Source organism: Sphingomonas sanguinis, from assembly GCF_001476905.1.
GTDB lineage: Bacteria > Pseudomonadota > Alphaproteobacteria > Sphingomonadales > Sphingomonadaceae > Sphingomonas > Sphingomonas sanguinis_B.
Map to the genome: position 1 here is coordinate 1 of NZ_LDTE01000103.1, position 7,865 is coordinate 7,865.

Sequence of the window (7,865 nt, forward strand, 5' to 3'; positions counted from 1 at the left end):
ATTGAGTCTCAGCCCTAGTTGGATCGGACGAGGAAATAGGTTTCGGTCCATCGCGGCATAGATGGAGCTACGGCTTAGGCCGACCATCTTTTCCACAGCAGGACGGCGAAGAATTTGAGTGTTCATTTTGGCTCTCCAAAAACCTGATGAACACTCGAAATCTCATTTTTCAAACAGCGTCAATATGCTGATTTTTCTCGACAATTTTCGTGCTCTAAACAAAATTACTTATGATGACGAAAACAAAAATCGTCCCTTCAATCACCTGAAACATCAGCGTTTTTTGAAGGCGCTTTCGAAACATAGTCAGACCAATCCGCCATCAGAATTTTTCGCTTATCCAGCAGATCGGAGCGATGATAGGCCGCCTCCACCTTGTTTCGGATCGTATGGGCTAGGGCAAACTCCACCACCTGATGGGGGTGATTCGTCATCTCTCCGGCCCAGTCTCTAAAGCTGCTACGGAAGCCATGGGGTACGGCGTCGATACCCTGCTCCCTGACAAGCTTGGATAACGTCATATCCGATAAGACCTTCCCTCGCAGGCTGGGGAACACAAGGTCGCAATCATCCTGATTCAAAGCCTTGGCTCGCTCCAATATGGCAAGCGTCTGTTGGGGACATCGTAGCAGCTCAGTTCCCGATAGCGGTATGGTTGACCTCAGTCGCTCACCATGCGAATCGCCCTTCCGAAACACGCCGCCGGGGGCGAATGCGCTTATGCCGGTTCCCCGTCTTCTCGGTGCTTTTGTGGAATGCATTCGGAAACAGATTTGGGGGAAGTGCACCGCGAAGACGCTCATTAGCCCAATTGGCGTGATCGGCACGGTGGGATTTCCACCATGAGTTCCAAGCGGAGAATGCCTCCCACCGATCCCCATCGCAATGCCATCACGGGGACGGGTTCGGTCGGCTTGGAGAAGGTCCTAACACACTGACAACTGTCACACCCTAGCAATAGTAACGAACCATAAGTTAGTCTCTTCCCAACGACAGGAGGGACCATGATTCGCGCTTACCGCCGGGCGCTGCTGCTCGGCTCGACTCTCATTCTGACATTGCCGCTGACCGCTAACGCGCAGGAGGTTTCGACAGCCCAACCTGCTGCCGCGTCTGATGGCGCCGACATCGTCGTCACCGGCACGCGCGCCTCCAATCAAAAGGCGGTGCGGATCAAGCGAGCGTCCGACCAGATCATCGATACCGTATCGGCCAGCGAGATCGGGCAGTTGCCCGATTTCAACGCGGGCGACGCATTGAAGCGCGTGACCGGCGTCAACACGCTGCTCTATCAAGGCGAACCCCGCTTCGTGATCGTGCGTGGGTTCAACCAGACCTATAACGACCTGCTGATCGACGGCTTCAGCCTTGCCTCGACGGACATCAACCTGGGCCAGAGCGCGGCGGGTGGGCGGCAGATCTCGATGGAGGTGCTGCCCTCGAACCTCGCCTCGCATATCGACGTCATCAAATCCGCGCTGCCGTCCAACGACGCTAATTTCATCGGCGGCCTGACGAATTTCGTGACGGCCAGCGCCTTCGACTTCAAGCGCGCCACGCTGACCGCCTCGGTCAAGGGCGGCGCGGCGCTCGACAGCAAGGGCAATGGCGGTAACCATTTCGGTGGCCAGGCGGAAATCGCGGGGGCGACGCAGTTCGGGCCGGATCGCCAATTCGGACTCTATCTGTCGGCGACCTATTGGAAGCGGCAGATCAACGTGCCGCAGGTCGAAACCGGCGGCACGCGTAACTGGTACACTGCGGCGGGCACGCTGACGACGCCCTATGGCGGCACGGGCTATGCGGTGCCGTCGCAGCGGCTCTACTATAATTATCAGAACGAGCGTGAGCGGCTGGGCCTTCAAGGGCGGTTCGACTGGAAGCCGAACGATGCGGTCTCCGCCTTCGTCAGCACCTATTATTTCGATCAAAGCGAGCGCTCGTTCCGCAACGACCTGAACGCGGCGGTCCAGTCCTCCGCCGCCGTCGCCAACCAGACGGCGACGAGCGGGACGCTGTCCAACGTCACGCAGACCGCGCAGCTCGGTCGCTATCGCTGGCAGCGCGACGTCTACGGCGTCTATGCCCGCGCCGAGGGCGATCTCGGCAATGGCTGGCGCAGTGATGTCGGCGCGAGCTGGTCGCACAGCCGCGTCGATAACCCGCAGACGGTCGACGCCTTTGCGCAAGGTCGCTTGCAATATGCCTATGACACCAGCGGCAACGTGCCGCTCTTCACGGCGGTCAACCCGACCGCTGCGGGCAATCTCGCGCTCTACGCCGCGAATCTTCATCGCGACGAGCGCTACCGGCTGAACGAGGATCGTTACGACCTGCAGGCCAATCTCGGCTTCAATGCCAGGGCGGAGGATCGCGGATTCGGCGCGATCACCGGTGCGCGCTTCACCGTCATCCGGCAAGGGGTGAGCCTGGCCCGCACCAACTATACCAGCCTGCCCTATACACTGGCGAGCGCTGCCAGCGGCACGCTCTGCGGCTTCGTCTGTGATACGCCGATCCCCACGATCGACCCGGGCAAGGTCGACGCCCTGTTCGCCGCGGCGCGTACTGGCGCCACCGCAACCATCGACACCGCCGCGCAGGCCGGCGGTACTTATAGCACCCGAGAGGATGTCGCGGCGGGGTTCGTACAGGCGCAGTATCGCACGGACTCGCTGTTCGTCGCAGGCGGCGTTCGCGTCGAGCATACCCAGACGGGATCGAGCAGCACCCAGGCAACCAACGGCGTCTATGCGCCCGTCTCGGCGAGCAACAGCTACACCAATGTCCTGCCGTCGATCTCGGCCGTGCTCAACACCAGCGACGCCAGCAAGCTGCGCGTCGGTGCCAGCATGACGGTCAGCCGTCCGAGCTTCGGCGCCTCGTCGCTGCGGGGCGGCGTGCTCAACACGATCAGCAATCCACCGACGCTGACCACCGGCAACCCGAACCTGAAGCCGCGCCGCGCGACCAATCTCGACATCGGGCATGACTGGTATATCGACAACGGTCGCGGGATCATCAGCGTCGCCGCCTATTACAAGTGGATCAAGGACGACGTCTTCACCTTCGGCACCCTCGAGACGGTGCAGGGCGTGAGCGTGCCGGTATTGGTGACGCAGGCGCGCAACACCGATCGCACCGTGCGCGCTTACGGCGTCGAGTTCGGCGCATCCTACGACCTCAGCTTCCTGCCCGCGCCGCTCGACGGCTTCGCGGTCAGCGGCAACGCCTCGTTCGGGCGCGCCTATTTCCCGATCACCCTGACCGATCAGTCGGTGCGGGTCTTCAACAACCTGCCCAACCAGCCCGCGCGGATCTTCAACGCGGCACTGTCCTATGACAAGGGGGCGGCGCACGGCCGTCTTGCCTGGAACCATCTCAGCCGGTTGTGGGACGATCGCTTCCCCAATTTTACCCCGACCGGCTTCTACGCCAACCGGTTCCAGCAGCCGACGAACAATGTCGATCTCCAGCTGTCCTATGACGTCACGCCCGGGTTCACGGTCAGCTTCGACGCACTGAATCTGACGAAGCAGGGGATCGAGCAGCGCTACGGGCGGGATCAGGAATTGCTGCAATCGACCTGGAAGCTGCCGCGGCAGATCCTGGTGGGCGCGAAGGTGAAGCTATGACGACGCGGAGAATGATGTTGAAGGGGAGCGGACTGGCGCTGGCGGGCCTTGCCGCTGCACGAGGGGGGGCGGCCGACCGGCTGCCACCCGATGTCGGCCGCAAGTTCGCCGCCGATGGCCGGGTGCTGCCGTTCGCGGGCAATACGATCATCTGCCACCTGCCCCAGCAGGGCGCGGGATCGGAAGCGTTCGACGCGCTGCTCGACGTCTATCGCGCGCTGCCGGGCGAGCCATGGGCGCGCAAGGTGACCGCCTTGCCGCCGTCGAGCTATCACATGACGATCTTCGGGACCGCGAACGACAAGGCGCGGCGCTATTCGTTGTGGCCAGCGGGCCTGCCGCTCGACCTGCCGATGGCGGATTGCGATCGCATTCTGGGCGAGCGGTTGCGTGCATTCCGCCTCGGCGACGAGGCCGGGCCGTATCGGATGCGGGTCAATCTGGAGCCGCCGCCCGCCAGCGAGACGCCGCTGACGGTACGGCTACTGCCCGCCGACGACGCGATGGAGGCGCGGCTGCGCAGGCTGCGTGACCGGCTCGCCGAGGTGACCGGCATTCGCGAGCCCGATCACGATCGCTACCGCTTCCATATCACGCTTGCCTATCAGGTCGCCCCGCTGACCCCGCAAGAGGATGATGCCTGGCGTCGCTCGCTGGCTGCATGGAAAGTGATGATCGCACGCCGCGCGCCGATCATCATGCTGGGCAATCCGGAATATTGCCTGCTGAAGGACATGTTCGCCTTCAAGCGCCAGTTCTTCCTGTCATGATGCGCTGTGCCCTTCCGCTGCTGGCGCTGACACTGGCCGGGGTGACGACGGCGCGGGCCGATCCGCCCCAGCGTTATCTGAGCGGTGACGGCGTCGATCTGCGCCGGTTCTTGCCAGCGCCACCAACGCCCGGATCTCCCCTGGAAGCGCGCGACCGCGCCATGTTCCGCATCGGACGCCCCGACGTCGGCAGCGCGCGCTGGCGCATGGCGACCGCCGACGTCGACGAGGGAACCCAGGCGATCATGCGCGACTATGCGCTGGCCATGGGCCTGCCGCTGACGCCGGAGCGCTATCCGGCGCTGGCGCACCTTTTGACCGTCATGCGACCGGACGTCGCCGCGGCCGTGAACGCCGTCAAACCGATCTACGCACGGCGACGGCCGTTCCTGAGCGACGCCGGGCCGGTCTGCGAGGACAAGGACCAGCTGTCGCACAGCTTCGACTATCCGTCTGGCCACACCAGCTGGGGAACGTCCGTCGCGCTCGTCCTCGCCGAGCTTCGGCCCGATCGCGCCGATGCGATCCTCGAACGTGGCCGCGAATATGGTAATAGCCGCGTCATCTGCGGCGCACACAGTGTTAGCGCGGTCGAGGCGGGGCGGCAGGCTGCGGCCGCGATCGTTGCTGTGCTGCACGGATCGTCGCGGTTCCGTGCCGATCTGGAGGCGGCGCGGCGGGAACTCGGCCCCGCAGGATAGGAGATGATCCGATGGGAAAACGTCGCGCGCTACCCGCCAAGGGCGCGACGTCCGACCGTGCGCTGGCCTGGACCTACGGCGCCGCTCACGGAGGCAAGACGCTCCTCTGGGCCGCAAGCGACCTCTACTTCACCTTCTTCATGACCGAAATCTGCGGGGTCGCCCCCTTATACGCCGGACTGGCGATCGGTTGTTCGTTGCTGTTCGCAGGACTGGCGGACTTGGTCCTGGTGCGCTGGGTAAGCGATTTCCGTTCCGCCACCGGGTCTGCACGGCTACAGGTTTGGGGCGCACTTGCCAGCGCCGGCGCGCTGTTGCTGTTTGCCGCCATTGCGTTTCTGCCGCCGACGATCAGGCTCGGCGCCGGGATCGTCACGCTGTTCGGCTTCCGTGCCGCCTATGCGCTGCTCGACGTGCCGCAGAATGCGCTGCTCGCGCTGGCGCCATCGAATGACGAACAGCGACGACGGCTGACCGCCGTGCGCAACGCGGCGGGCGCCATCGCCCGAACGATACTCGCCATCGCCTTCGTGCCGGTCATGGCGGGCACGCGTCCTGACACGTCGTTTCTGCTGTTGGTCGTGGTGCTCGTAACGATGGCGCTCGGCGGGGCGGTCATGCTGGCGCGCATCACGCCCGAGCGTCCCCTGCAAATGGTTAGGACGGTCCCTGGCCCGGCCCGCGCACATGATATGCTCTACCTCACCGCGATGATGGCCGTCCTGACAATTGTGACGACGATCTTCGGTCAGGTCGAACCCTATCTGGCGATGTACGGCATGGGCGGCGGGCTTTCCGCGGGCGCGTTTTTGGGTACGGTCGCAGCCGGTACCGTACTCTCCCAAACGGTATGGCTCAGGGCGAGCGACCGTGCAGGACCAAGATCGTTGCTAGGATGGGCGCTGGCGATGATGGTCGTCGGAAGCGGCATGCTCGTACCGGCACCGCGCGGGGTGTTGGCGGTCGGCGCGGCGGCAGCCCTGTTGTACGGTATCGGGGCGGGCGGCGTGCTGTTCGTGCTGTGGTCGGGCATTGCCCAATTGGGCGCGCGGGGCGATGCGCTCGCGACCATCGGCCGCTTCACCGCGATCGCCAAGTCGGCGCAGGGTTGCGCGATCATTGCCGTTGGCGCGATGTTCGACGGAGGGTTCGCGCGAACCGATGGACACGCGCTGGCGATGATGATGGCCGCCGCAACGCTGGTTGGAGCGATCGTCGTCGCGGCGCTGACATGGGTCCGCCGTGGACAGCGCGACGCTATGCTAACATAGTCGTCGTTACTTAAGGTGATCGGAGGACATTGGTGCGTAAACCGGCGGGTGCGGCGAACCCACGCTTTGGACGGGCGATGTGGCAGCACAATGCATTCCGCGCCCTCAGTGCCAACGAGCGCGACCTGCTTGGCGCGATCCGCCGTGATGCCCCGCTGTCGCGTGCCGAACTGGCGCGTCGATCGGGCTTGGCGCTGCCGACCGTCAGTCGCCTCGTCGACCAGTTGCTGCGCGAAGGGCTGCTGATCGCCGATGACAGAGTGATGATGAGCCGGACCGGCCAGCCCAGTCTCCCGCTGTCGCTCGCGCCGCACGCCGCCTACGCCTTCGGCGTCGCGGTCCGCGCCGACATGATGACGGTCGATCTTGTGCATCTGTCGGGTCGCGTCGTCGCATCCCGGACCGCGCCCACCGCTGGCGCATCGCGCGAAGAGGTAGTCGCGGCCATCGCCGGATTGATCGATCAGCTTGTCGAGGATGCCGCCGTACCGCCCGACCGGCTCTGCGGCCTCGGCCTCGCATTGCCGGGCTTCTTCGTGCGCGATCCGCTGCGGATCAACGCGCCGCTCGGCATGGAGGACTGGGCCACCGCCGATCTCGGGCATGACCTGGGCCAGGCGCTCGGACTGGAGGTCGTCGTCGACAATGACGGAAATGCGGCGGCACTAGGCGAATATATCTATGGCCAAGGGGAAACGGCCTCGAGCCTCGCCTATCTCTATATCGATGCCGGATTGGGCGGTGGCATCGTTCAGGATGGGCAACTCCTGCGCGGCAGCCGCGGAAATGCCGGCGAGTTCACCGGCATGCTGCCGCCAGCCATGCGGGCTGATCGACCGACGCTGGCGTCATTGCGCGCGATGCTGGGGGAAGACGGGCACGTCTACGACAGCCTGGCCGACATGCTGGCGAACCTGCCCGATGCCGACGCGACGATCGAAAAATGGCTGGAGCGATCGGCCCCGACGGCCTCCGCCATCATCTCGGCGATTGGCGCCATCATCGACCCGGACGTGATCGTCATTGGCGGACGCCTCCCTTCTTTTCTGGCCGACCGGTTGGCGGCACGCCTATCCTACTACAGCGTGCCGGTCCGCGGGCGCGACCGCGAATTCCCGGAATTGCTGGTATCGAAAGTGGCGGGAGACGCCGCTGCACTCGGAGCAAGCGCCCTCTGCTTTAATAGGGTGCTACTTTAACGGAACCTCCGTGATGGATCATAACACCCAGAGGAAGCTCAACGCCGCTCTCTGGACCGGGAACAAGCGCGTTCTTTTCGAAATACCATCGTATTCTAGGGTCCAAACCCAATCAGCATCTTGAGTGGTGACAGTTTTCCTGATTCACTGGCGTGTGGATCAGGGGGAATGAGGCATGGCGCTATTCTGGTTGTCGGATGAAGCGTGGGCGGCGATCGAGCTGCATCTGCCGAAAAACCAGCCTGGAGCCCGGCGGGTAGATGATCGGCGGGTGATCTCGGCGCTCTCG

Annotated in this window: 7 protein-coding genes; 5 read left to right on the forward strand and 2 right to left on the reverse strand. The window is 64.0% G+C overall.

Going from position 1 to position 7,865, the window contains the following annotated elements; translation table 11 throughout:
• A partial coding sequence (locus tag SB4_RS20605) for a helix-turn-helix transcriptional regulator (protein ID WP_153006248.1) occupies positions 1-126 on the reverse strand: 126 nt, incomplete at its 3' end.
• Positions 127-257: 131 nt separating this feature from the next.
• Positions 258-521: a tyrosine-type recombinase/integrase gene (locus SB4_RS14865; protein WP_153006249.1), complete on the reverse strand. Its 264-nt coding sequence runs from the start codon at positions 519-521 to the stop codon at positions 258-260.
• Between the two features lie 483 nt (positions 522-1,004).
• Here SB4_RS14865 and SB4_RS14870 point away from each other — a divergent pair, with 483 nt between their 5' ends.
• The 5 genes from SB4_RS14870 to SB4_RS14890 all read left to right on the forward strand — a co-directional run bounded on the left by SB4_RS14870 (position 1,005) and on the right by SB4_RS14890 (position 7,576).
• Positions 1,005-3,635: a TonB-dependent receptor gene (locus SB4_RS14870; protein ID WP_058753188.1), complete on the forward strand. Its 2,631-nt coding sequence runs from the start codon at positions 1,005-1,007 to the stop codon at positions 3,633-3,635.
• On the forward strand, positions 3,632-4,405 hold the full coding sequence (locus tag SB4_RS14875; protein ID WP_058753189.1) for a DUF1868 domain-containing protein: 774 nt from the start codon (positions 3,632-3,634) through the stop codon (positions 4,403-4,405). Before SB4_RS14870 ends, SB4_RS14875 begins: the two co-directional genes overlap by 4 nt.
• Positions 4,402-5,106 (forward strand): acid phosphatase, encoded by a 705-nt coding sequence (locus SB4_RS14880; protein ID WP_058753190.1) that lies wholly within the window; start codon positions 4,402-4,404, stop codon positions 5,104-5,106. The genes SB4_RS14875 and SB4_RS14880 overlap by 4 nt, the downstream gene beginning before the upstream one ends.
• An 11-nt stretch (positions 5,107-5,117) precedes the next feature.
• Positions 5,118-6,377: an MFS transporter gene (locus SB4_RS14885; protein ID WP_058753191.1), complete on the forward strand. Its 1,260-nt coding sequence runs from the start codon at positions 5,118-5,120 to the stop codon at positions 6,375-6,377.
• Positions 6,378-6,454: 77 nt separating this feature from the next.
• A complete protein-coding gene (locus SB4_RS14890; protein ID WP_058753192.1) occupies positions 6,455-7,576 on the forward strand; it encodes an ROK family transcriptional regulator in 1,122 nt (373 codons plus the stop codon).
• The last annotated feature ends 289 nt before the right edge of the window (positions 7,577-7,865 follow it).

What these genes read in the sequence shown, in the direction of transcription:
- SB4_RS14865 (WP_153006249.1), bottom strand. Translation starts at nt 521, where the DNA reads ATGACGTTATCCAAGCTTGTCAGGGAGCAGGGTATCGACGCCGTACCC.
- SB4_RS14870 (WP_058753188.1), top strand. Translation starts at nt 1,005, where the DNA reads ATGATTCGCGCTTACCGCCGGGCGCTGCTGCTCGGCTCGACTCTCATT.
- SB4_RS14875 (WP_058753189.1), top strand. Translation starts at nt 3,632, where the DNA reads ATGACGACGCGGAGAATGATGTTGAAGGGGAGCGGACTGGCGCTGGCG.
- SB4_RS14880 (WP_058753190.1), top strand. Translation starts at nt 4,402, where the DNA reads ATGATGCGCTGTGCCCTTCCGCTGCTGGCGCTGACACTGGCCGGGGTG.
- SB4_RS14885 (WP_058753191.1), top strand. Translation starts at nt 5,118, where the DNA reads ATGGGAAAACGTCGCGCGCTACCCGCCAAGGGCGCGACGTCCGACCGT.
- SB4_RS14890 (WP_058753192.1), top strand. Translation starts at nt 6,455, where the DNA reads ATGTGGCAGCACAATGCATTCCGCGCCCTCAGTGCCAACGAGCGCGAC.